Origin of the sequence: Psychromonas sp. SP041, assembly GCF_000470315.2 — a bacterium.
In the GTDB taxonomy this organism is placed as follows: Bacteria; Pseudomonadota; Gammaproteobacteria; order Enterobacterales; family Psychromonadaceae; genus Psychromonas.
In genome coordinates this window covers 1-641 of sequence record NZ_CBRF02000109.1, presented here as the reverse complement: position 1 = coordinate 641, position 641 = coordinate 1, and the positions used below count along the sequence as shown (strand labels likewise).

Here is a 641-nt window from a genome sequence, read left to right as displayed (position 1 = left end):
GCTGTGGTACCACCTGATCCCATGCCGAACTCAGAAGTGAAACGCAGCTGCGCCGATGATAGTGTGAGGTCTCCTCATGTGAAAGTAGGTCATTGCCAAGCGCCTAATACGATAATCCCTGTTGACTAACGTCAGCAGGGATTTTTTCGTTTTAGCAACTGATAGTGGCTTAATTATTTAATAGTAATACCAATTACATTAAATAAGTGTTCTAAATTTCCGTAGGAAAAATGACTTAGTTTAAAGCATAAACTTAGCTAAGTAGTTGTTTTATTTGTGAAGTTGGCAACGAAGAAAATAAGTTGTTTTAACAAGTGAAATAGATCCGTTAATGAGTGTGATTGGTATAATATATATTTTTTAATTCCCAAGATATATCGGCAATAGGGGGCTATGTGGTTAGCTTTTTATTGACTGGTTACCCTTATTAACTCGCTTATAAAACAACTGTTTTAGCAAAGTTTGAGTGTAATGAAATACTCTCCACTAACGTTGTAACAAAGTTCTTTATTTGTTATACCAATTCCGATAATTAAGTTTCCAGATTAGTCCAGTCTCTATAACATTGTGAGATGACTCTATTTTTGTCTTCGCTGAAGCGATTCCAAGCATCACAACATTTATTGACAATATCGTTATAA

Annotated in this window: 1 rRNA gene; it reads left to right on the top strand. The window is 34.9% G+C overall.

Annotated features, from left to right (window positions below):
- Positions 1-101, top strand: a 5S ribosomal RNA gene (gene rrf / locus SP041_RS20770); the annotation flags it as partial.
- Positions 102-641: the final 540 nt, after the last annotated feature.